Source organism: Halococcus agarilyticus, assembly GCF_000334895.1.
GTDB lineage: Archaea > Halobacteriota > Halobacteria > Halobacteriales > Halococcaceae > Halococcus > Halococcus agarilyticus.
The window spans coordinates 143,808-165,539 of the sequence record NZ_BAFM01000001.1 but is presented as its reverse complement, the minus strand read 5'-3'; the positions used below and the strand labels follow the sequence as shown (position 1 = coordinate 165,539).

16 protein-coding genes and 1 pseudogene are annotated in these 21,732 nt (G+C 66.2%); 7 read left to right on the top strand and 10 right to left on the bottom strand.

The genetic code is table 11. The annotated features are described in order from the left end of the window. Positions 1 to 17 precede the first annotated feature (17 nt). A complete protein-coding gene (locus tag TX76_RS00725; protein ID WP_049898317.1) occupies positions 18 to 314 on the bottom strand; it encodes a hypothetical protein in 297 nt (98 codons plus the stop codon). A gap of 245 nt (positions 315 to 559) precedes the next feature. On the opposite strand from TX76_RS00725, the gene TX76_RS00720 reads away from it, so the two are divergent. Then, positions 560 to 1,492, top strand: coding sequence for an alpha/beta fold hydrolase (locus tag TX76_RS00720; protein WP_049898315.1), 933 nt, complete (start codon positions 560 to 562; stop codon positions 1,490 to 1,492). A gap of 183 nt (positions 1,493 to 1,675) precedes the next feature. Further along, positions 1,676 to 2,986, top strand: a complete 1,311-nt coding sequence (locus TX76_RS00715) for a DUF7405 family protein (protein WP_049898314.1) — start codon at positions 1,676 to 1,678, stop codon at positions 2,984 to 2,986. A gap of 22 nt (positions 2,987 to 3,008) precedes the next feature. Here the strand turns inward: TX76_RS00715 and TX76_RS00710 are convergent, their stop codons facing one another. Then, the gene (locus tag TX76_RS00710) at positions 3,009 to 4,769 is read right to left on the bottom strand and encodes a CRTAC1 family protein (RefSeq protein ID WP_049898313.1); all 1,761 of its coding nucleotides are present in this window, start codon (positions 4,767 to 4,769) and stop codon (positions 3,009 to 3,011) included. A gap of 121 nt (positions 4,770 to 4,890) precedes the next feature. Here TX76_RS00710 and TX76_RS00705 point away from each other — a divergent pair, with 121 nt between their 5' ends. Further along, positions 4,891 to 5,928: a lysylphosphatidylglycerol synthase transmembrane domain-containing protein gene (locus TX76_RS00705; protein ID WP_049898311.1), complete on the top strand. Its 1,038-nt coding sequence runs from the start codon at positions 4,891 to 4,893 to the stop codon at positions 5,926 to 5,928. A gap of 11 nt (positions 5,929 to 5,939) precedes the next feature. Here TX76_RS00705 and TX76_RS00700 read toward each other — a convergent pair whose 3' ends face one another. Then, complete coding sequence (locus TX76_RS00700; RefSeq protein ID WP_049898309.1) at positions 5,940 to 7,178, bottom strand: sulfatase-like hydrolase/transferase; 1,239 nt, start codon at positions 7,176 to 7,178, stop codon at positions 5,940 to 5,942. A gap of 241 nt (positions 7,179 to 7,419) precedes the next feature. Here TX76_RS00700 and TX76_RS00695 point away from each other — a divergent pair, with 241 nt between their 5' ends. After that, positions 7,420 to 7,812 (top strand): hypothetical protein, encoded by a 393-nt coding sequence (locus tag TX76_RS00695; RefSeq protein ID WP_049898307.1) that lies wholly within the window; start codon positions 7,420 to 7,422, stop codon positions 7,810 to 7,812. A 392-nt stretch (positions 7,813 to 8,204) separates the two neighbouring features. On the opposite strand, the gene TX76_RS00690 is transcribed toward TX76_RS00695, so the two are convergent. Further along, a complete protein-coding gene (locus tag TX76_RS00690) occupies positions 8,205 to 9,119 on the bottom strand; it encodes an alkaline phosphatase family protein (protein ID WP_049898306.1) in 915 nt (304 codons plus the stop codon). 517 nt (positions 9,120 to 9,636) lie between these two features. Beyond that, positions 9,637 to 12,423: a DNA-directed DNA polymerase gene (locus tag TX76_RS00685; RefSeq protein ID WP_049898304.1), complete on the bottom strand. Its 2,787-nt coding sequence runs from the start codon at positions 12,421 to 12,423 to the stop codon at positions 9,637 to 9,639. Between the two features lie 132 nt (positions 12,424 to 12,555). Here TX76_RS00685 and TX76_RS00680 point away from each other — a divergent pair, with 132 nt between their 5' ends. The 3 genes and pseudogenes from TX76_RS00680 to TX76_RS00670 all read left to right on the top strand — a co-directional run. After that, positions 12,556 to 12,747: a DUF7331 family protein gene (locus tag TX76_RS00680; RefSeq protein ID WP_049898302.1), complete on the top strand. Its 192-nt coding sequence runs from the start codon at positions 12,556 to 12,558 to the stop codon at positions 12,745 to 12,747. 44 nt (positions 12,748 to 12,791) lie between these two features. Beyond that, a complete protein-coding gene (locus tag TX76_RS00675; RefSeq protein ID WP_049898301.1) occupies positions 12,792 to 13,133 on the top strand; it encodes a DUF7322 domain-containing protein in 342 nt (113 codons plus the stop codon). A 24-nt stretch (positions 13,134 to 13,157) separates the two neighbouring features. Next, positions 13,158 to 13,391, top strand: a pseudogene (locus TX76_RS00670) (DUF7346 family protein); the annotation flags it as partial. A 59-nt stretch (positions 13,392 to 13,450) separates the two neighbouring features. On the opposite strand, the gene TX76_RS00665 reads toward TX76_RS00670, so the two are convergent. The 5 genes from TX76_RS00665 to TX76_RS00645 all read right to left on the bottom strand — a co-directional run bounded on the left by TX76_RS00665 (position 13,451) and on the right by TX76_RS00645 (position 21,452). Further along, positions 13,451 to 15,154, bottom strand: a complete 1,704-nt coding sequence (locus TX76_RS00665) for an ATP-binding protein (RefSeq protein ID WP_049898297.1) — start codon at positions 15,152 to 15,154, stop codon at positions 13,451 to 13,453. Next, positions 15,151 to 15,834 carry a hypothetical protein gene (locus tag TX76_RS00660; protein ID WP_049898296.1) on the bottom strand — a complete coding sequence of 228 codons (684 nt, stop codon included), beginning with the start codon at positions 15,832 to 15,834 and terminating at the stop codon, positions 15,151 to 15,153. The genes TX76_RS00665 and TX76_RS00660 overlap by 4 nt, the downstream gene beginning before the upstream one ends. A 70-nt stretch (positions 15,835 to 15,904) precedes the next feature. Then, entirely contained in the window at positions 15,905 to 17,197 is a 1,293-nt protein-coding gene (locus TX76_RS00655) for a DNA double-strand break repair nuclease NurA (RefSeq protein ID WP_049898293.1), read from the bottom strand. Then, positions 17,197 to 19,905, bottom strand: a complete 2,709-nt coding sequence (locus TX76_RS00650; protein ID WP_049898291.1) for an AAA family ATPase — start codon at positions 19,903 to 19,905, stop codon at positions 17,197 to 17,199. Before TX76_RS00650 ends, TX76_RS00655 begins: the two co-directional genes overlap by 1 nt. Continuing rightward, complete coding sequence (locus tag TX76_RS00645; RefSeq protein WP_049898288.1) at positions 19,902 to 21,452, bottom strand: metallophosphoesterase family protein; 1,551 nt, start codon at positions 21,450 to 21,452, stop codon at positions 19,902 to 19,904. Before TX76_RS00645 ends, TX76_RS00650 begins: the two co-directional genes overlap by 4 nt. Positions 21,453 to 21,732 lie beyond the last annotated feature (280 nt).

Below are 21,732 nucleotides of genomic sequence, written 5' to 3'. Positions count from 1 at the left end.
AACCGCTCGGGCAGTACCTAGATCTTCCCCTCGGCTTCGAGGAAGAACAGGGTCCGTTCGCCCTTCGCGGTGAGCCCGTACACGCGCTCGTCGTCGGTGACGAGAAGTTCGGTGAGGGCGCGATCGCGAAGCGCCTCCGTCGCTCGCTTCACGCTGGCGGCGTCGACGGATCGTTCGGCGGCGATCTCGCCGGGGGCCGCCGGCCCCTCGACGAGGCGTTCGAGCACGGCGACGCGCGCCGCCGACTCCGTCACGAACGCGCCCGCGTTCTCCGCTGCTGTGTCCTCGGCATCGATGGCTGGCGTTTCAGGCATATCGGATCACCACTCACGTTCGCGTAGAGTAACCGAACACCGGCATATAAATAATTCGGCGCATAGAGTAACCATTCTTGCCGAAATACCTTGATATACTGATAGTCCTGGGTCACTTTTTGCCCGAGCGTGCCGATCGATTCGTCGTCCATCCATCGAAGTCGGCCGGTTGCTGTCCATCCGCCGTCGATCGGCGAGCGCGATCCATCACCACGTATAAATCGTGGTTGGCCGTTAGCGGCCACATGAAGCTCCGTGCCGTCGCCGGTGCCCTCGCGAGCGCGGGACTCGTCGCCGTGACCAATCGTGCACTCACCGGACGGGCCGGCGTGCTCGATCCCGCACTCCCCGGCACCCAGCACACCTACCGCTGGCGGGGGTTCGACGTGGCCTACGCCGAGGCGGGCGATCCCGACGACCCCGATTGTCTCCTCCTCCACGGCGTCAACGCCGCCGGATCGAGCCGGGAGTTCGATCGGGTCTTCGAGCGACTCGCCGACGAGTACCACGTGATCGCGCCCGATCTCCCCGGGTTCGGGCGCTCGGACCGCCCGCCCCTCGTGTACTCCGCGTCGCTCTACACCACGTTCGTGACCGAGTTCGCGCGCGATCTCACCGACGACGCGGTCTGTGTCGCGTCGTCGCTGTCGGGCGCGTATGCCGCGCTTGCCGCCGGGGACGAGGACGGTCCCGACTTCGCCGAACTCGTCCTCGTCTGTCCGACCGCCGAGACGGTACCTGAAAAGCGGGTGTGGCTCCGCTCGCTGCTCCGCTCGCCGTTCGTCGGCGAGACGCTGTTCAACGCTCTCGCCAGCGAACCCTCGCTCCGGTACTTCGAGCGCGATCACGCCGTCGCCGACCCGTCGATCCTCACCGAGGAGTTCATCCGGTATCGCTGGCGAACGACCCACCAGCCGGGCGCGCGGTTCGCACCCGCGTCGTTCGTGAGCGGCTTTCTGGATCCCGATATCGACCTCGACGACCGGCTCGCTGCGCTCGACTGCCCGATCACGATCGTCTGGGGACGCGACGCCGACCTCCCTGGGCTCGAACGCGGCCGGGAGCTCGCCGAGACCGCCGACGCGCGCCTCGTGGTGTTCGACGACGCCAAACTCCTCCCGCACGTCGAGCATCCGACGGAGTTCGTCGATCTGGTCGCCGGAACGCCACCGGCGTAGGCCACACTGTCGGCGATCGAGACCGCCGTTCGGCACGTCGCTGGAGGGGATCGGTTCTGCTGTCCGAAAAGCGATCGACGGACGACGATCGGGACACCACGGCGGGCATCACGGGAGCATCTCTTCCGGGGAAACACAGTCACGCGACGATACAGCTTTCCGTTCCGGCTCCGTACGCCGCCCGTGCCATCGGATCCGCCCCAGCCGATCGATCGCCGCAAGTTCGTGAAGAGCGCGGTGGCGATCGGCGGCGCGAGCGCGCTGTCAGCGTGTCTCGACGCCGAGGCGAACGCCGACGCCGAGAGCGGGCCCGAGTTCCCCCGCGGCCCGGGGGACCTCGCGACGCTCCCCGAGCGCCAGCACGCGTGGAACGAGTTCCTGGTGACCGACGCCAACGGCGACACCGTCCTCCCACGCCACCAGGTGCTGGTCTCGCTCGACTACACCGGGTCGATACCGCCGACCGACGCCGAGCGCGAGACCGTCGAGAACGCCTTCCGGACCGTCGAGCGCGCGTTCGAGCGCGGCACCGGCGGCGCGGCCGGTGCGACGTTCAACGACGGCCTCCTGTTCATGCTCGGGTACGCCCCCGCGTACTTCGCACGGTTCGACGCGTCCCTCCCTACTGACATCGACCTCCCGACGCCGACGGCCGTGCTCGACGAGCTCGACGAGCCGACCGACCGCGCCGACAGCGCCGACGCGCTCCTCACCTTGAACAGCGACTACGGCTCGGTCCCGCTCGCGGTCGAGGAGGCGCTGTTCGGCGATCAGGGTACGCTCAACGGGATCGAGATGGAAACGGATCTCGGCGACGTGTTCTCGGTGGTCGACCGCCGCACCGGCGTCGTGGGGCGAGGACTGCCGGCCGAGAAACTGGCCCACGACGCGATCGACGACGACGCCCCGCTCTCGATGGGGTACAAGTCGGGCTATCAGGACACCAATCCGGCCGAGGATCGCGTGACGGTTCGGGAGGGACCGTTCGCCGGCGGGACGACGCAGCTTTCGTCGCGCCTGGGGATCGACCTCGACGCGTGGTACGACCTCGACGCCGACGCCCGCGTGACCCAGATGTTCAGCACCGCACACACCACGGAGGAGGTCGGCGAAACGGGCGAGAACCTCGGCGGCCGAAGCGGCGTCACCGAGGAGATGGCCGAGGATCTGGAGGCCGAGGCCGACGAGCACGGCCGGCTGGGCCACGCACAGAAGGCTGCACGGGCACGCGACGACGAGTTCGACCCCCAGATCCTCCGGCGGTCGGAGGGGGTCGGGACGTCGCCGGACCACGACGCCGGGATGAACTTCAACTCGATCCAGCGTGGGATGGCGAGCTTCGTCGAGGCGCGGAAGGCGATGAACGATCTCGGGGGTGCCGACCCCCACCACAGCGGAATCGTCGACTTCCTCGACGTCGAACGGCGGGCGACCTACCTGATCCCACCGCGCTCGCTCCGAGCGCTGCCGGAGCCGCGACCCGACCGAGGGTAGCGATCGGTCATGGGGGTGATCGTCACCCGGTGGCGTTCCGGTAGTCGGCGCGGTCGGCGATCCCGCCGGGCGTCACGACGATCCGCTGGCCCGCGGAGACGTTTTCGAGGACGCGCTCCGTGCCGTCCGGCCACGCGACCCGAAGTTCAGACACCGACTCGCTCTCGCCGAGCCCGAAGTGGAGGAAGCGGGTGTCCTGGGACTGGTAGTCGGCCTTCGCGGTGTTCACCCGGAGCTGGGTGTCGTTGCCGGCGGTGGCGGACACCCGTGCACCGAGCGAGGTGTGGTTCAGGCTCCCCGACTTCACGCGAACCTGGAGGCTGTTGCCCTGCGAGGCGTTGTTCCGGTAGAGTCGGTGGCGGTCGTCGTAGGTCGCCAGCGCGAGGTCCGCGGTCCCGGAACGGTCGTAGTCGAGATGGGCGACCCCGCGGCCGTTGGTCGATTCGAACCCGATGTCGGTCGCGCTCTGGCGGTAGAAGTCGCCGTCGTGCTGGACCCACGTCATCGGTGTCGGATATCGCGGATTCGAGTCGTCGAACGCGATGACGGTCTGGGTGGTGTGGAACACGTCCTGCTCACCGTCGCTGTCGAAGTCCGTGATCGCCGCCGCCCAACCCCAGCCACCCCGGTACAGGCCGAGACGCTTCCCGGCGTAGGTGAATCCCGCGTCGCTGGCGGTGGTGCTGGTGGTGTCGCCAGTGCTGCTGGTGCTGCCGGCGTTGTTCGTTCCGTTCGTCCCGTCGGTACCGTTCGTTCCGTTCGTCTCGTTTGCTCCGAGCAGCACGTTGTTGCCACGCATCCGCTTGCCGAGACGGTTCTCGACGAAGCTCTCGAACAGCTCGCGCTCCTGTTCGGACAGCGCGCTCGTGTTCTCGGGGAAGTAGATGTTGGTGACGAACAGATCGAGCCGGCCGTCGCCGTCGAGATCAGCCGTCTCGGAGGACATCCCGTTTCGGTCGGTCTCCGCACCGAGCACGCGCTTTTCGAACGTACCGTCGCCCTCGTTGTAGTAGATCGTGTCGTTGTAGTAGTCGTTGGCAACGTGGATGTCGGGCCGTCCGTCGGCGTTGAGGTCGACGAAGCTGGTCGCGAGACTCCAGTGTGAACCCTCGATCCCGGTGTCGGTGGCGCGCTCGAACCCGCCGCTTTCGTTCGTGACGTCCGCGCAGGTCCCCCGGTAGAGCAGGTTCGGGTTGCCGTTGTCCTGTTCGATCAGCGTGGTCGGCGCGTTCCACGCGCGCGGGGTGGTGTTCTCCCAGTCGCCGTACTGGGCGACGAACAGGTCGGGACACCCGTCGCCGGTGTAGTCGGCGGCGCTCGCGCTCACCGGGATCGCGAGCTCGTCGTCGAGACCTACGTCGGCCCGGTGGAACTCCCCTTTGCGGTTTTCGAGGAAGACCGGTGTGGCGTTCCGCCGGAGCACGAGGAGGTCCTGCCAGCCGTCGGTGTCGCGGTCGAAAAAGAGCGCGCTCTGGACGTGGCCGGCGATTTCGGGCAGCGCACCGGAGCGCTCGAACGATCCACCGGTGTTGTGGAAGAGAGCGAGGTCGTCGCCGCCGATGGCGAGGAGATCGGTGTGGAGATCGTTGTCGTAGTCCGCAGCGTAGACGCTGTCGTTGCCGTTGCCGAGGCCCGAATCCGTCGTCTCGTAGGCGAGGCCGGCGTCGTCGGCCGCAGCGAACGAGAGCGCACTGTTCGAGGGTGCGCCGTCGCTCGCCCCGCCGAGACAGCCCGCGAGCACCACGGCGGCGACGAGCACGATCACGCGGGGCCCGACGCGCATACGCCACGGTCGGGAGTCGGCGGGATAAACTCACCGCCACTCCGGACCCGAAACGAAGATCGATCCCCGATCGGGCGAGCGGTTCCGCCGGGTTCAAGCGCTCCCCCCGTGTGGGACGGGTATGCGTCGCGGAACCCTCTCGACGGCCCTCGTCGGGTTCGCCGCCGCCGGGGCCGTGTTCGCCGCGCTGTTCTGGTTCGTCGGCGTCGAGGACGTGCTCGCCGCGCTCTCGCGCGCCAGCCTCCCCCTTGTGGGTGTGGTCGCCGCGACGATCGTGGCGTGGCTCCTCGCGTGGGGGCTCGCCCTCCGGTGTATCCTCGCGGCGCTCGGCGTCGACCTCTCGGCGTTCGACGCGGTGCTCGTCACCGCCGCTGCGGCGTTCATCAACCACGTGGTGCCCTTCGGCCAGGCGAGCAGCGAACCGGTCACGGCGTGGCTGCTGACCGATATCTCCGACACCGAGTTCGAGACCGCACTCGCGAGCATCGCGAGCCTCGACGCGCTCAACTTCGTTCCCTCACTCTCCTTCGCGGTGGTCGGGGTGGGCTACTACGCCACCGCGGTCGCACTCAGCGACGGGCTCGCGGTGCTGGTCGCCAGCGTGATCGTGGCGGCGGTTGGACTACCACTACTGGCGGCACTCGCGTGGCGGCGGCGTGTGGATCTTCAGCGCTGGATCGTGAGTCATCTGTCTCCGGTGATCCGACGAATCTCTGGCGTGCTCCCCGGCGACCCCCTCGAACCCGACGAGATCGCGACCCGGATCGGGAACTTCGTCGAAGCGGTCGAGCGCGTGGCGGGCGACCGCCGGCGGGTGGTGGCCGCGCTCGCCTTTTCGGCGACCGGCTGGGCGTGTCAGTCGCTCGGGCTCTGGGTCGCGCTGCTCGCGGTCGGCGCGTCGGTCCCCGTCTACGTTCCCTTCTTCGTCGTGCCGATCGGGACCACCGCGAGCATCGTGCCGACGCCCGGCGGCCTCGGCGGGATCGAGACGGTCAACATCACGCTGCTCGTGCTCGTGACGGGCGCGAGCCCGACGACCGCGACCGCAGCGGTGACGATCCACAGCGTCGGGGGATTCTTCCTGACCAACAGTCTGGGGGCGGCCGCGGCGGCGACGATCCGGGTCCGCGGCGCGTCGATCACCGGCCGACCGACGTAGCGACAGCCCCCTCAGAGATAGCCCAGGTCGCGGAGCCGAGCGTCGATGTCGAGGCGTTCGGCGTCGCCGAGTTCGTCGGTGGGGAGGCGACGTTGCAGCCGCGCCGCGAGCCGGTCGGCCTCGATCGGGACGAGCTCCTGGGGATCGGCGTCGAGGTCGTACAGTTCGGCCGACCACGCACGATCGGGGTACTCGACGTACTTCGCGCCGTCGTGGCGGATCGCGCGCGCCCAGTTGCGCCGGCGGTGGAGCGACGCGCCGCACGCGCGCAGGTACGCCGGCCGGTCGGTGACGTCGTCCGCCGGCAGGAGTGATTCACCGTCGATCCCCCTCTCGAAATCAGCCCCGAGCGCCGCGAGCAGTGTCGGGAGGACGTCGACCTGGCGGGTCTGGGCGGTGATCGTCGCGGGGTCGATCCCCGGCCCGGCGAGGACGAAGGGGACGTTGGTCGCGAAGTCGAAGACGTTCTCCCCGTGGCCGTTTTCGAGGAAGTGATCGGCGACGTCGGGGCCGAGGCCGTCGAGCGCGCGATTCACTCGGTCGACGACGGAGCGGGTGTCGACGCCGCCGTAGTACCGGAACGCGTCGCGGACGCTTTTGGCGAGCAGCCGGAGCGGGTTGTGGCGGTGGGTGATGCTCTCGCCGTGGTCGCCGTGGACCGCGACGAGCGTGTTCTCGGGAACCGTCGCAACGAGATCGTGGAGCTCCCGATCGAGCGCGCTGAGCGCACGCGTGTATCCGGTATCGCCGTAGGCCGGTGCGTCGTACGCAGCGGGCACGTCGACGTCCTCGTGGAGTTCCCAGCAGTGGACGAACGCCGCGAACGGTTCGGGGAGCGAGGCGAGGCGGTCGCGGGCAGTGTCGCGCCAGGCACCGAACAGCGACTCGTCCTCTTCCCGATGACGATAGACGTCGAACCCCCGATTGAGCCCCGTCTCATCGACCAGCGGGCCGGTCACGAGCGCTTCGGTGTGCCAGCCGCGCTCGCCGAGGATTTCGGGGAGCGTCGGAACGTCCGCGTCGAGACGGCCGTACTGGAGGGAGTGGACGCCGTTGCGCTCGGAGTACGAGCCCGTGAGGAGGCTCGCGACCGCGGGCGTCGTGGTGGTCGCGGTCGCGAACAGTTGCTCGCAGTCGATTCCGGAAGAACGGAGATCGTCGAGAAAGGGCGTGTCGGACGCGTTCGATGCGAGGCAGTCCTCGCGGAGGCAGTCGACACAGAGCACGAGGAGGTTCGGTTTCGAGGGCACGGCTACTGTCCGGGATGGCGCTCCCGTCGGTCAAGGACTTTCCGGAGTCGGGTCGGTGGTCGGCAGGCAAGCGGTGGACCAGAGGCGGGCTAATTCAGGAAGGTTTTGCTCGGGGGTGTCATAGAACGATTCACCTACCTTGTTATGGTCGTCCGACGAATGTACGGATAGAAGGTCTACTCAGCGATAGTCGATCCATAGAATCGTGGCATTGATGTTGCCTTGGCGGGACGTTCGATCGATGGGAAACGACGCCCTGCGCCCTGTCCTGGGGGTGGTCTCCCTCGTGACTTTCGCAGCGGTGCTCGCTGCCGTAGTCATCATCGAGTTCCGGGAGCGCTGGATGGTAGACGCTCTCCTGATCGCGGCTGGCGTCGCGGTCGGTCCGGCGGTAGTCATCGCCGGTCGGGCGGTCGGTCCCGGCCGCGACTCCAACGATCGGCGGGCCAACGCAGTTCTGGCGGCTGCCTACATCGGGTTCGTTGTCGTCTCTGCGTACAACGCGTTCGTTCTGGAGTTCATGACTGGCCAGGCCCGCAACCTGACGATGTTCGTTATCGGAATGATGGGTCCCGCAACGGTGCTGGCCGCCAGCCGAGCGCTCGGCGTCAACGATCCCCTCGCAGCCGACTGAGAACCGTTCTATGCCACCCTGGTTTTTGCTCTCCTGGTGGATCGAGGGCGAAGTCGTTCGAAACGGCGGAGCCGTTCGTGATGACGAGAGAGCTTGGCTCTCTCGAACCACCGTGAGCGGAGCGAACGGCTGAGGGCTCGGGCGGTGCTGTGCGGTCAGCGGTTGCGTGGCGGTGGCGGGGCGGTGGCGGGCGGTTGCGGTGGCAGTCGCGGTGAGTGCCAGCGATCCCACCGCGAGCGACCGAAGGGAGCGAGCGGGAGTTTTTCATGTCCTCGTGAGCGAAGCGAGCGAGGGCTCGGAGCGGCGACGCCGCTCCGGTGAACGTTTTTGGGGGTCGCGCGAGCGACCGCAGGGAGCGAGCGCGATCCCCCGCAGTAAAAAGGTTCAGGTCCTCAAGCGTAGCCAAGCGATTCGAGGCGGGCGGCGGTCGTGCCGGTGGTCGCGGTGGCGTCGTACTGGGCGGGTTCGTGGACCTGGCGATCGGTCGCGGTGGTCTTACACCACGGCACCTCTCGGAGGCAGGGGAGCGCGACGCCCTCGGCGTGGCCGTACAGCCCCGCCTCGCCAACGGCGTTGCCGTGATCCGCGGTCACGACCACTCGCTCGGCGTCGACGTGATCAAGCAGGAGTCCGACCTCGCCGAGCACGTATTCGAGATTCTTGCGGTAGCTCTCCCAGACCTCGCTCTCGGTTCGCTGACCGAAGCGGAGCTCCTCCCAGACCGACATCGACTCGTCGCCGAACTCGTCGAGGGTGACGCCCGTATCGCGGTCGTCGTCGGGGATCGAGGGGAAGTGGGGCTGCATGTAGTGGACCACCATCCGGTCGAAGGAGCGCTCGCGGCCGACGGCGATGGTGCGGTCGGTCAGCGGCCGCGCGGGGATCGTTCCCAGCTCGTCGTCCCAGGCGTACCGCCAAACCTCGTCGACGAGGCCGAACGCTTCCTCGTCGAGATGCGATTCGGAGTAGGGGTTGCCCGTGATGTACGCCGTATCGCGGAGGTCGTCGGGGTCGGCGTCGCCGAAGACGCCTTCGATCCACTCCGTCGAGGTGCTGCCCGCCGAAATGCGGGATTCGCCGCCGTAGAGGCCCTCGTAGCTGCCGTCGGCGACCACCTCGTCGAAGAGGTCGGCCCGGCAGGCATCGAGCACGATCAGGAGGTCCCAGTCCTCGGCGTAGACGGGGTCGGGATCGACGGAGGGCACCGTGCCGAAGTACGCTCGCGAGAGGAACTCCCGGATGACGTCGGGCCCACCGTGACGGAGGTTGCGGTAGGCGTCGGCGACGTGCCGCCCGAGTCTGCGCATGGCATGAATCGGCGGGGGGCGAACTTAAAAAGATTAATACTTACCTGTGTGAGGTGTCGGCGAGGTTCGCCGCCATCGTCCGTCGACCGTCGATCGAAATCCGGCGCGTGGGCCCATGACATGGTCGGATACCAAATTGGCCTCGACGCGACGTGAACGGTCACGACCCCGACGTGTCGCGGTGCGGGGCGGCTGCGGCAGCGGTGCGGCGGCGGTGCGGTTACGGGCCTGGCGTCCTGCGTTCGCGGAGCGAACACAGGGCTCGGGAGAGCTTGCTCTCCTGGCGGATCGAGGGCGAGGTCCGAAGGGCCGAGGGCTCGGGCGGTGCTGTGCGGTTGGTGGTTGCGTGGCGGTTGCGGAGAGTGCCAGCGTTCTCACCGCGAGCGCCGGAGGCGCGAGCGGGAGTTTTTCATGTCCTCGTGAGCGGAGCGAACGAGGGCTCGGAGCGGCTATGCCGCTCCGGTGAAGCTTTTTGCAAGCGGGGGTCGCCTTCGGCGACCCTCCGCAGTAAAAACGTTCAGGTGAAGCTTCCGAGCCCGGTCTGGGTCTGGCCGGACTTGACCTCGTCCCACGAGATGCCGACCGCCTCGACGACGCGCGCGATCGGTCCCTTGAGGGTCTTGTCGAGCATCTTCTCCCAGTCGATGGCGAACTCGTCGGGGACCTGGTCGGCGTACTCGAAGCAGATGACGCCCTTGCCCTCGCTGACGTCCCGCCGGAACTCGTCGTAGAGCGGGTGCTCCGTTATCTCGGGGCGCTCGGCTTCGAGGCGCTGGTAGAACCGGCCGTCGACGCGATCGAGGTAGAGGCGTTTGGGTTTGCTGCCGCGCTGGAAGTTCGTTCCGAGGAGGAGGTTCGCGTACTTCGCGCCCCGGACCTGGGCGGTGTCGGTGTCGTAGTCGTCGAGGCGCTTGCCGATCCCGCCCGGTACGCCGACCTGCTCGACGTCGACCTCACCCTCGTCGAACCCGTCGATGACGCCTCTGAGGTACGTCTTGACCTCGTCCAAGTCCTCGCCGTGGACGATGCGATCGATGACCTCGTGCTGGACGCGCTTGGTGATCGGGGCGATGTCCGAGCGCTTGTACTCGAACCCCGTGATGTCGACGTCGTCGACGTCTTGGCCCTCTTTCCAGATGATGTGGCCGGCGTAGCGTTTCTTCTTACCCGCCTGGAAGAACCGTCGGTAGAGCTTCTCGAACTCGATCTGGAAGCGGTGGTCGTCGGCGTTCAGCGTCTCCTGCGCGAACTCGTCGTAGGCGTCGTTGATGTGATCCTCGATCGCGAACGCCTGATCGATGGCGTCGTCCTTCGTGGTGTCGGCACCGAGTTCGAGCATGACGCTGTCGGTGTCGCCGTAGGCGACCTGATAATCCAGCTCGTTCGCGGCGCGCTCGGTGAAGGCGATGACCTCCCGGTTGGTGGAGGTCACGCCCGCGCTCATCGCCCGGTCGTAGAGCCGGAATCGATCCCAGCCGAACACGCCGTAGAGGCTGTTCATGATGACCTTCACGGCGCTTTGCTGGCGGTCGAGTCGCTCGTACGCTCCGGTCCCTGGGGTGTGATCGTCGCGGCGAGCCTTCTTCTCCTCGCGCTCGGTGAGGAGCTCGTCGACCATCTCGCGGATCATTCCATCAGGCTCCTTCCGGAAGTGGACCCCCGTGGGTGTTTGATAGGTCTCGCCGTCGTAGGTCGCGGGATCGACCTGGGTCTCGGGCGAGGCGTTGATGGTCACCATGCTCATTGGGTAGAGTGACTTCAAATCGAGCACCGAGACCATCTCCTTCACGCCGGTGATGGGATCGAACACCGCACCGCCCTCGAACTCCTCGGTCTCCTGCTGGCCCTTCGAGGGAAGCGCGAACTTCCCGTGGGCCTCGTGGAGCACGTACATGTCCACCGCGTCGCCCGGCGTGGTGGCGTCCTCCAGTTTGCAGCCCACGAACGACGCGACCTCCTGCCAGAACGGGATCACGCCCTGCTGGCGGTCGATCTCGACGCAGAGCTCTACGTCCCGGAGGTTGTATTCGAGCAACCGTTCGGGGTCGTCCTCCCAGAGGTCACCGATGTCGCCCGGGTAGCGCTCCTTGCCCGCGCCGAGTTCGACCTCGCCGACGGCGTCCAGCCGGTAGGAGTCGAGCTCGGTGAACTGGGTGCGCTGGTAGGCGTACAGCAGGTCGAACACCACGCGACCCTTGACATTCGGCCCCTGCCAGTCCGACCGCCAGACCTCGTTCACCCGCGAGAGCCGGTCGGGGTCGAGATCGTGCTCCTCGTGATCCGCGCCGCCGAGTTCTTCGAGCCGGTCGATGAAGTACGGCGCGTCGAAGTCCGCGAAGTTCCAGCCCGTGAGCACGTCGGGGTTCGTGTCCTCGATGTAATCGAGAAACGCCGCGAGCATCGCCTCCTCGGTGGCGAATCGGTACACGTCGGCGTCGACGTTGTTCCCGTTGTCGCCGTTCTCGCCGCCGTCTTCGCCGTCCGCACCGCCGCCGTCGATCGCCTCGTACGCTGCGAGTTCCTCGGGTCCCGCCTCGCCGCCGGGCGCTTCGTAGAGCCAGACGGCGTACTCGTCGCGGGCGGAGTCGTGGCTCGACAGGCAGACGATGGTCTCCTCGCCGTCCTCGGGGAACCCCGAGCGGTCGTCGACCTCGATGTCGAACGTGCAGACCCGGGCTTCGGCCTGCATCTCGATCGGCTCGACCTCGCCGTTGGGAACGACGAGCGCGTCGTCGGATGCGCGTCGTTCGGGCACCCGGAGCCCGCTCGTCACGTCGTTGTCGATCAGGAATCGGTTCGGGAACAGCACGTCGGCCTCGTAGTGATCGAAGCGATCCCGGATCTGCCCGACATCGCGCGGGGTCTGGCCGAAGATCTTGGTGAGGGACTCGCCACGAATGCTCTCGTAGGAGTCGCCGTCCGCAGCCGTCTCCTCCCAGCCGGTGATCCGGTCGTGATCGAGCCGGTCGTCGTTTTCGACGAGCGATTCCGACGGTGCGTAGAAGTAGGGCCGGAACTCGTGGACACGGACGTGTTCGACCTCGTCCTCGTCCGTGCGGCCGAAGACGTGGATGATCGGCGTCTCGTCGCGGCCGCTGCCCTCGATCGTGTAGTCGACCTGGGTCACCGCGATCTCGACAGTACCGTCGGCGTCGGGGTAGCGCCGTGCGGCGGGATCGGTGAGCTCGGCGTTCGCCCCGCCGTCGCCGGCGACCTCGCGGGCTGCCGCTGCCGCCGCCGACTCGCTCCCGCCCGGATCGGCGCTGCCGCCGAGCGTCGCCTGCGTGGTCCCCTCCTCGGTCATGGAGGGGAGTTCGCCCCCGCCGCTAAAAATCCCCGCGGTCGTCCCCTCGCCCCGGAGTGTCGTTTCGGCCGCCGGGCAACGTCGGCCGAATCCACAAACCCTATTACGTGGTACGTGATACCGTGTTAGAGTATGACGAACGCTGCCGATCGACCCGATCTACCCGATCCGCCCGCGCGGACGGCCGACGAACCGTCGCCGCCGGTAGGCCTCGAAACCACCGAACGCTACGAGATCGACGACGGCGTCGTGTTCTACGACGCCGCGAACCCGCTCGCGTGGCTCGAAGCGGGCGACGCGCTCCGGCTCGCAGATCAGGTGTGAGCCCGTACGGAATCCTTTTTGCTCGACGGACCCGACAGAGGGGTGTGTCAGACGACCCGCCGGGCGATTCGACACCGGACGACGCTGGCGACTCCCTCCCGGGTTCGGATCTCGGGATCGACGTCGGGGCGCTCGACGCGGAGCTCGGTCCCGACGATCCGACGGTCTCGGTCCCCGATACGTCCGATGTCGACGCGTCACCGGAGCTGCTCCGGGCGTTCTGGGGCAGCGTCTTCGCGCTCAAGATCGGCGTGATCGCGGCGACGCTGGGACTGCTGATGGGATACTTCCGGGGTCGGTGGCGGCTCGCGGGGCTCGGGATCGCGATCGGACTGGTGGCGCTCGCGAACGGCTACCGCCGGTACCGAGGGTATCAAAACCGCTAACCGACCGTGGTCGGTAGGGTGAGTATGGAGAAGGTCCAGGACGACCGCGCGCTCGCGCTACTGGGCGAGATCGACACTCATGGGCCGTTCGCGGTGCGAACGCTGCTGTCGCGGTACGACCTCTGCGAGAGCGATCTCCACGGGCTGTGTGCGGAGCTCCGGGCGGCGGGGCTGCTCGCGGAAGCGGAGGTGGCCGGCGAGCGCGGGTATCGGACCACCGATCGAGCGCGCCAGACGCTCGAACGAGCGCACGGCTGACGAACTCGGTATCGAAGTCGGGAGCGGAGACAGCTAATCATGCGACCAGGCGTCCTCGGTCACAGTTCGTCGACGCCCGACGACTCCCCGCCACCCATGTCCGGTGCTTCTGATCCGACCGGTTCGCGCTGGCGGGCGGCGTAGCTCTCGCGCCAGGCTTCGGTCGCGTTCGATCCCGCCGCACCGTGTTCGGTGTGGCGCTCGCGGACCCGGACGAGAACCGGGGTGTTCATCGCGTCGCCCGAGAGGACCGCCTGGCCAGGTGTGAGCCCCGGGAGTTCGTCGAGGACCTCTTCGCCAGCCGCCTCGACTGACTCCTCGATAGCCTTCTGGTCCGCGGGGTTCTGGATCTGCATCGTAATCTGAGTTCCACACTGCGAGAGAGTGTCCTGATCGATCTTCGAGGGGCGCTGGCTCACGACGCCGATCCCGAACCCGAACTTCCGGCCCTCGGAGGTGATGGTGCGCATGATTCCCAGCGAGGGTGCGCTCCCGGCGCTCGGCGCGAACCGGTGACCCTCCTCGAACAGCGCGAACAGCGGGAAGTCGACGGGTGATTCGCGGCCGCGCTCGTGATCGAGGCGTGCCTGATAGAGCCGGCGGAGCAGAACCGTCGCGATCATCTGCTGGTCGCGTTGGTCAAGGGTATCCATTTTCAGGACGGTGCACTTGCCCGGCGCGACGAGATCAGCAAGCGGAACGTTTTCGCTGGTGTCGAATAGGTCGTTTTGCTCGAGAGCACGCCGAAGACGCCATTCGAGTGCATTCACACTCGTGTCACCCTCCTCATCGTCCGAATATATATGATGCATTCTGTTCATGAGATCGTCAACGCCCCACGTTTCGCCTTTGCTGTCGTCGTTCTGGAGGGATCGCCAGCCCGCCGCGAGGCGTTCTTCCATTCGGGGGCTCGGATCGTCCATAACTGAGAGGACATCACCAAGGTTTAGATCCGAAATCCGCACTCGGAGTCGGTCTGGCGGGAAGGTTTCAACCTCTGGTATGTAGCCATCATCACCACGGAAATCATCACTCTGCATATCCGATAGCGTGTCGTACTCGCCGTGAGGGTCGAACACCAGCAGCGACGCCCGTGAGGAGGGCTGCATCATCTCCTCGATCAGCACGCTCGCCGTGTACGATTTGCCCGAGCCCGTCGAGGCGAGGATTGCGAGATGCGTCGCGGCGAACTCGTCGATCGGAAGGTGCAGATTTACTGCCTCAGTGGGTCGGTTGAGCAGCCAACCGACGTGAGCGAGGCCGTCCATCGTTGCCGGATCAGCTTCGTTCGGATCGTCGACACCAAGATTCGGCAGTACGGCTTCGAGCAACCCGTCAGGTGCAGTGCACAACTGCTCGCCTGGCCGTGGGAGCTGACGCGGGTTCGAGAACGTCTTCATCCCGTCTTCGCCCCCATCATAAAACCCGACAACCGTCGCCGTCAGTCGGTAGAGGTCGACGTCCTCGTTCGGCACGCCGAGCGTCGCCGCGACGGTGTCGGGTGCGACTTCGGGATCAGCCATGAACGACGCCGGCAGACCGCGGGACTGCTCGCGGTTCGTGACCCGCGCGATGACGTCCCTGACTGTGCCCTCGACGGCGACGGTGTAGGTGATGAACTCGCCGGTTTTGACCGTCTGCTCGTCGGGCGTGACGAACACGAACTCGTTCGGCCCGTCGCCGGGCTCGACAACCGTGCCGACGATCTTGCCGCCGCCGGTCGTGTCGACTCTTTCGCTCGTCTCGTTCGGACGACCGCTCATCGACGGACCACCCCGCGATCGGTCGATGCCTGCCAGCGGACGTTCCGTTCGATGACGTCGAGGACCTGCTGGTTGGAATCGCCCTCATCGAAGGCGTCCCGAAGCCGTTCGATCATCGCGAGGGTGACCTCCGCACCGAAATCGCCGGCCACGTCGAGAAGCCGATCCCAGTACGCCATCCGTAGCCCGCCATCCTCGTCGGTATGGAACGCGACGGTCACCGCATCGGGACACCGAAGAACGGTGTCGTCGACGGACAGCGTCCACGGCGGCATTCCGTGCTCGGGTGAACGGATCGAGTCGTCCGATGTGACTTCGGCAGTACCGAGCAGGGCGACACCGGCGAGCGTGGTCCGCTCCTCGACGTACCCCGGCGTGAACTGGTGTTGGTCGTCCTGTGCGAGTCGGGGGCCAGTACGACCTTGATCGGGATCTACAAGTTGTGTGTCGTAGATGACACCCATCATCACGTACTGCGTACCGTCGATCGTCGTATGGACGAACACCGGTTGGCCGAACCCGTACTCCTGGGGTTCGGGATCGCGGTCGCGGTCGTGCTGGTTGTAGATCTCGACGGTGTAATCCATGTGGCTGTTCGAGTTGACGATGCTCCCGATGGCGAGACAGTCGGCGACGCTCGCCACGTCACTTGCCGCGTCGGTAGGTGTGTCCGTACTCATGAATGGAATTGAGCGTGAGTCTGTGGTCGTGTATCGCCGTACTCGCACGGCACGATCGATGAAGTGGTAATCACCGGCGGCGCTCCTTGCTTAGAGCCTTCGCGTCCCATTCGAGCGGGATGTCGTGTTCCTCAGCCCAGTTCTGGAGCAGTCGGTGGAACCGCTGGCGATCCTGTTGGTCGAGCACTGCGTCGCTGTCGGCCTGCTGGAGGAGTTCGGGGTAGCCCCGTCCGACGGCCGCCTCTGCTCGGACCATCTCGATAGTGTAGTCGTACATGGTTTCGTACCCCTCAGGGCCGTCCTCGTGGACCAGCCAGTCAGGGAACTCGATCCGGTCCAGCCCCGTTCCGGGTGGAACGTTGAGATAAGAGAACAATACTTCGCCGGAGACATCGTGATCCCCGCGCTCGCTGGACCCGAAGAGGTCATCGACGGTACCGTCGCGCCGACAGACAAACGGGACCGTTCGGTCACCCCACGTCCCCATCAGTCCCGAGAGGACCCGTGAATCCGGGATTATTCGGTTCTCGCCGAACGTCTCGGGCTGGAGTCGTCGCACCATCTTCACGAGGTCGCTCGCATCCGTCCCCGCGACGTAACCGACGAGCGGCACGCGTCGTTCGTAGCTGGCGGCGACGATCTCACGCATCGTCTCGATGTAGCGCCGGCGAGTCTCGTGGTCGAACACACTAGTAAATGAGAGGACGAGCGGGCCGTCGTACAGGACGATCGGTGGCCGATCCAACTCACCGGCGTCGCGTGCTTCCGCGAGCGCTTCCATCCGTCGAACGACCGTTTCGCCTTCGTGTTCGTAGCGACGCTGGCCGACGAGCGACGAGTCCACGAACCGATAGTCGCCGTCGTCGGCTTCCCGGGAGAGTTCGGCCGGCGTGAGCAGTTGACCGTCGAGGTCGCGTTCGAGGCGGCCCTCCGGAACGTGGTGGTTCAGACACCACGCCGCCTGTACGTACGCAACCGGGAGGTTGAACTGCGTCGTCGGTGGTATCTCGGATCCGTCGGTCGCCAGCATCGGAACCCCCCGTAAAACGTCCCGTGCCCAGTCGTTGACCGCCTCGTGGCTCTCCCACGTTTCGCTCTCCTCGTGACCGTGAATCAAGCCGCCGTGTGTGTCGAACTCAGGTGTAAACACTCCATCGGACTGTGGTGGCTTCGCACCCGGATACGATTCGCTCCCGCTCCCGATTTCTCCAGCGTTGTTGATCCGCGCCGAACCCCACGCAGAGACCTCCGTGAATGCCTCACGATACCGTTCAACGAGATCGTCGTCCTCCCGGAGGTACTCCTCGACGTCCTCGACGTTTTCGTCGAGTGCGGCCGCCGCGCTCCGTGTATCGAACACCATCAGTCGGCGTTCACCTCCGTTGTTTGGCGATCCTTCGTCACGGTGACGGCGTAATCGGTCATGGTCTCGAAAGCCGTATCGTGACTGATCACGGCCAGTTGATCGAACGCCTCCAGTTGATTCAACTGCTCGACGAGGTTCGCTTTCTTCTGGGCGTCGAGGTTCGCGGTGGGTTCGTCGAGGAAGGCGATCCCGATGGACGAGAGCTGTTCTAAGATCGCCAGCCGGACCGCGAGCGCGGCGGCCATCTTCTCGCCGCCAGAGAGCGTGTCGAAGGACTTGCGCACGTCGGCATCGACGACGACGATCTCGTAATCGCTGGTCCACTCCAGGGTTTCGGCAGCCCGTCCGCGGATCGTCCGAAAGAGCTGGTTGGCGCGCTCGCCGATCCGGCTCGTGATGACCTCGCGCATCTTCGGTCCCGCCGCACGGACGTTCTCGCGGACCCACGTCGCGAACCGGTGATCGGCGGCGAGTTCTTTCAGGCGCTCGACTTTCTCGGATCGCTCCGCCAGCTTGCCTTCCAGACGCTCGACTGCCGCTGCAGCTTCCTCGTGGTCGGCCTCGCGAGCTTCCTTTCGCTGTCGATAGCCGCCGACCTCCTCGGTCAGCTCCGTGATGCGCTCGTCGAGTTCGGCGTACTCCTCGGGATCGAACTCATCACGCGTCGACGACAGCGCCGTGGCGTGTTCGTCGCGCGTCGCCTCGGCGGCGTCGAGTTCGGCCTCCAGTTCCTCAACGGTCTCCGTACGCTCCTCGACCTCCGCGGCCTGCTGGCGGTGCTGGACGAACGTTTCGTGGTCCGCCTCGGTCTCGCGCAACGTCTCCCTGACCTCGGCGAGTTTCTCGTCGAGATCTCCGTAAGCACGCAGTTCGTCTTCGAGATCGGCAAGTGCGTCCCGTTCGTCGGCGAGCGTCTCCTGGACGGTCTCCAGCTCCGCCTCGGCGTCGGCGGTGTCCGCCGCCCTAGTCATCGCCTGGACGTACGTCTCGCGGGCGTCGGCCAACTCCGCACGGGTTTCGCGCAGCTCCACCAGATCGGGGACCTCGGCTTCGAGCGCGTCTCGTCGCTCGATCGCGTCCTCGCGCTCGTCTTTCAGCTCCTGTAGTTCTTCCGCGAGATCGTCGCGCTGTTCGTATCGGAGGGAGAGGGTGGTGACCCGCTCCTGAACCGCTTTCGCTGCGTCGAGGCGCTCTTCGAGCGTTTCGATCCGCTCCGCGAGGGTCGCGCGTTCGTCGTCGATCTCGTCCAGCCGCGCCTCGCGCTCGGCGATGGTTTCCTCGCGGTGCTCGGCGGCGAGCGGCTGCCCACACGTCGGACACGCCGCGTCCGCGTCGGCGTCGCGAAGTCGTTCGAGTTGTTCGCGAAGCCGGTCGCGTTCGGTGGCGAGCGCCGTGCGTTCGGCTTTCGCGTCGCCGACCTGAGACTCCAGCTCCCCGAGATCGGGTGCGTTCTCGCGCTCTTCCTCGATCCGACAGATCATCCGACGGTTCTCGACGATCTCGCCCACGGTGGTGTCGATCTCCTCGGCCAGTTCGTCGATGGTCTCGTCGAGCGTCTCGATGGTCGTCTTCGTCTGCTCGCCCTCTCGAATGCGTTCGTCGACCTCGTCGTGGCGTTCCTTCGCGTCCGCCAGTTCCTCCATCGTCGCCGCTGCCGATTTGTGCTTCTCGACGTCCGCTTCCAGCCCGTCCACCCTCTCTTCGAGTCGCTGGATCTCGCCCTCCCGCTCGCGCTTTCGCTCGCGGAGTTCGTCGCGGGTAGCCTCGCGTTCTTCGAGCGACTCCTCGCGTTCCTCGGCGTCGAGGTATCGCTCGTGGCCCTCCCTCGCCGCTTCGCACTGCTGTGCTGCCGCCTGCGCACGCCCGAGTTCCTTGCGCGCGGTTTCGAGCGCGGCCGTTGTGGACTCGATGTCGTTCTCCGCCGCTTGCAGCTCGCCTTCGAGGTCATCGATGCGGTCTTCGACCGCCGCGAGTTCATCGTAGCGCTCCTCCGCATCTCGAAGTTCCTGCTCGGTCTCCTCGATGGCGGTTTCGAGCGACGAAATCTCTTCGGCGAGCTCCGCGACCTTCGCTCGTCGCTCGGGTAGCGCCTGGACCTCGCCGGTCAGCTCCCGGACGTCCTCGCGAACGGACGCTCGCTCGGCCTCGATGGCATCGGGAGCGTCCTTCAGCGTGCCGCCGAACGACTCCTCGTAGGCGTCGATGTCGAGGAGTGCGTCGAACGTCGCCTTGCGACCGCGGGCGGTCTGTGCGAAGTCGGCCAGGAATCGTGTCTGCGGAACGCCGATACACGACTCCCAGAGATCCGAGAGCTCGTCGCCGTCAGCGAGACCGAATCGGGCGCAGAGCCACTCGACGAGCGACGCCTTGCTGTCGATCTCCTGATCGAGCCAGGTGTCGCCGTCCTGACGAGCGACCTCGTACTTCGATCGTCCCGCGTGGCGCGTCACGCGATAGGTTTCGGTGCCGTCGGTGGTTTCCTGCTCGAAGGTCACTTCGACCTTGCCCGAGGAAGCCCCCTCACGAACGAAATCCTTCGTGGTGAACGGGAGCGAGTCGAACAGTGCATAACCGATGGCCTCCTGAACGGTGGATTTCCCCGCACCGTTTTCGCCAAGGATCGCCGTCACGCCGCCGGCCAGCGGGATCTCCGTTCGATCCTCGTAGGACTTGATGTCTTCGAGCGCGACGGAAGTGATCCTCACTCGGCGTCACCCCCATCGGGACTCGCGAACTCGCCGAGTCCTGCCGTCGTCGTGGCGTCCGAGACGGTTGTCTCGTTCGCACCGTCGTCGGTCGCGGCGGTGTCTCGGGCGTCGTCGGTTTCGTCCGTGAGGGGATCCTCGGGAACGTCGATAGTGACGTCGTCGGCCATCTCGGGGAACAGTTCCCGGCGACGCTCGCTCACGGTATCGGCGACGTCCGTCGGGTTCTCGCCGTCTTGGGCCATCGCGTGGGCGCGTTCGAGGACGTCCGCGACGTCGTCGGCGCGGTCGCCGTACTCCGATTCGGTGGCGATGGTCTCGAAGACCTGGCGTTCGAGCACTGAGGTGTCGAGTCTGCCGTCGACGAACGCGCCGTCGTCTTCGAGTTCGGCGAGCAACGCCTCGACGTCCGCCGTCCGAACGCCGACCGTGGTCTGGACGTGGAGTGCCTCACACGCCTCTTTCGTTCGTGCGGAGAGTTCGCCCGTCCGGAGATCGGATCGGGAGAACTGGAGCGTCCCCGTGAATCGAAGATCGACGAGCGGTGGTCGCCGACTCCCACCCCTTCCGGTGTGGACGTCCCGTTCGCAGCGTGTCTCGATAGCGTCGCGCTCCTCGCGAACGTGTTCGTGGAACGCCGCTTCGAGATTGCCTGGCGAGTCGTACGGGGTGACGTCGAACTCGATCGGGTGGTAGGCCCGACGCTTCGACGCGTGATGGGTCGGGTCGTGAGCCAGTGCCCCCGGACCATCGGCGTTCGTGTCGGGTTCGAGTTCCACGAGGTAGTAGCCGTGTTCCCAGTCGTCACGGCCTTCCTGGGTGTCGTGTGCCTCGGGCGAACCCGGGTTGTGGATCCAGCCGGCGGCCTCGTAGCGTTTGTGAATGTGGCCGAGCGCGAGATAGTCGACGACCTCCCGGACCTCCCGAAGGTCGGTGTGGGTGATCGTGCCGCCGAGTGCGGGTACCTCGTCTTCCATACCGAAGTGCCCGAGTAGAGCAGTGTACGCCGGCTCACCATGTTTGTCGTTCGTCGCACGGATTTCACGGGCAACCCGTTCGAGCGCGTCCGCCGTCCGCGCACCACGCCACTGCAGGCCGAAGACGCGAACCGGGCCGCCCACGTCGGCGTCAGGGAGATCGACGAATTCGGCGTGTTCGCCCGGTTCGTCGGGATCGAACGGATCGAACCCCGCTGCGGTGTCGCCGCCGAGATCGGCTTCGAGCAGAACGATGTGACCACGGCGGTGGAGATAGCTGAGCCATGTGACGTCCCGTGGCGAGAGGTTCTCGTCGTGGTTTCCGCGCGAGACGAGCACACGAACATCGTCGGGAACGCACTCTCGGAGGGCGTCTTCGACCCTGTCGAGGTTCTTCGGACGGAGGTCCCGGGAATGGAACAGATCACCCGGCAGGAGAACGGCGTCGACGTCGCTGTCACCGATTTCGCCGAGAGTGTGGCGAAGCGTCGCGATCATGTCGTCCTCTCGTTTGTCGAGTCCGTACTGGCGGTGTCCGATGTGGATGTCGGCGAGATGAGCCAAGCGCATGATCGGTTATGTGCAGTTCAGTTGCATACCCGAGAATCGATACGATCGACCCACGACATCGCTACGTGTCGGCCGCTGGAAACGGACGAAGCGAGGCCGTGATGATGCTTCGAGAACGGCCGGCAGGAGGGGACTCATGTATATCGCGTTGTATCCCTCGTGAAAGTTATAACGCTGTGGCTTTATGACACCCAGCTGATGGTCGTCCCAGAATGAACACCGGCAAGCGAGCGCTGATCGCCTACTGAGAGGGATTGTTGTGACTGTTTACCGGTAGCCG

Bases quoted from the DNA above. Each gene is read 5' to 3' on its own strand.
- TX76_RS00725 (WP_049898317.1), bottom strand. From the start codon at position 314: ATGCCTGAAACGCCAGCCATCGATGCCGAGGACACAGCAGCGGAGAAC.
- TX76_RS00720 (WP_049898315.1), top strand. From the start codon at position 560: ATGAAGCTCCGTGCCGTCGCCGGTGCCCTCGCGAGCGCGGGACTCGTC.
- TX76_RS00710 (WP_049898313.1), bottom strand. From the start codon at position 4,769: ATGCGCGTCGGGCCCCGCGTGATCGTGCTCGTCGCCGCCGTGGTGCTC.
- TX76_RS00705 (WP_049898311.1), top strand. From the start codon at position 4,891: ATGCGTCGCGGAACCCTCTCGACGGCCCTCGTCGGGTTCGCCGCCGCC.
- TX76_RS00695 (WP_049898307.1), top strand. From the start codon at position 7,420: ATGGGAAACGACGCCCTGCGCCCTGTCCTGGGGGTGGTCTCCCTCGTG.
- TX76_RS00690 (WP_049898306.1), bottom strand. From the start codon at position 9,119: ATGCGCAGACTCGGGCGGCACGTCGCCGACGCCTACCGCAACCTCCGT.
- TX76_RS00685 (WP_049898304.1), bottom strand. From the start codon at position 12,423: ATGACCGAGGAGGGGACCACGCAGGCGACGCTCGGCGGCAGCGCCGAT.
- TX76_RS00680 (WP_049898302.1), top strand. From the start codon at position 12,556: ATGACGAACGCTGCCGATCGACCCGATCTACCCGATCCGCCCGCGCGG.
- TX76_RS00665 (WP_049898297.1), bottom strand. From the start codon at position 15,154: ATGAGCGGTCGTCCGAACGAGACGAGCGAAAGAGTCGACACGACCGGC.
- TX76_RS00660 (WP_049898296.1), bottom strand. From the start codon at position 15,834: ATGAGTACGGACACACCTACCGACGCGGCAAGTGACGTGGCGAGCGTC.
- TX76_RS00655 (WP_049898293.1), bottom strand. From the start codon at position 17,197: ATGGTGTTCGATACACGGAGCGCGGCGGCCGCACTCGACGAAAACGTC.
- TX76_RS00645 (WP_049898288.1), bottom strand. From the start codon at position 21,452: ATGCGCTTGGCTCATCTCGCCGACATCCACATCGGACACCGCCAGTAC.